This window comes from Vibrio sp. D173a (assembly GCF_030248475.1).
The window spans coordinates 1-574 of sequence record NZ_JAHGAH010000361.1 but is presented as its reverse complement, the minus strand read 5'-3'; the positions used below and the strand labels follow the sequence as shown (position 1 = coordinate 574).

Sequence of the window (574 nt, the reverse complement as noted above, 5' to 3'; positions counted from 1 at the left end):
CTTCGGAGTCGAGCTACTATCGGGTTTTGAAAGCGGAAGGTCAACTTCATACCCGAGGTCGTCAGCGAAGTCGACCAAGGCAGGCTAAGCCAACAAGTTATACGGCAACAGGTCCCAATCAAGTGTACACATGGGACATTACTTACTTGCCATCTAGGGTTCGCGGTCAGCATTACTATCTCTACGTGATTGAAGATATTTATAGCCGAAAAATCGTTGGTTACGATGTTTATGAATGTGAATGCGGTGAGTTAGCATCACAGTTATTACAGCGGACGCTGATGCGCGAGCAATGCTTTAATCAGCCACTGGTACTTCACTCGGACAATGGTGCGCCAATGAAGTCACTGACGTTCAGAGCGAAAATGGATGAGCTTGGTATCACCTCATCATACAGTCGCCCCAGAGTTAGTGATCATAACCCGTATGTTGAGTCGCTATTCCGTACCGTGAAGTACATGCCTAACTGGCCAACAAAAGGCTTTGAACAACTCGATGCAAGTCGTAGTTGGGTTGAGGCATTCGTGCGTTGGTACAACACCGAGCACAAGCATAGTAAGTTAAATTACGTTAC

General features: G+C 46.7%; 1 protein-coding gene. It reads left to right on the top strand.

All coding sequences use genetic code 11. The features are described 5' to 3' along the window. On the top strand, window positions 1-574 hold a 574-nt coding region (locus KIV40_RS25840; RefSeq protein WP_285352049.1), incomplete at both ends, for a DDE-type integrase/transposase/recombinase.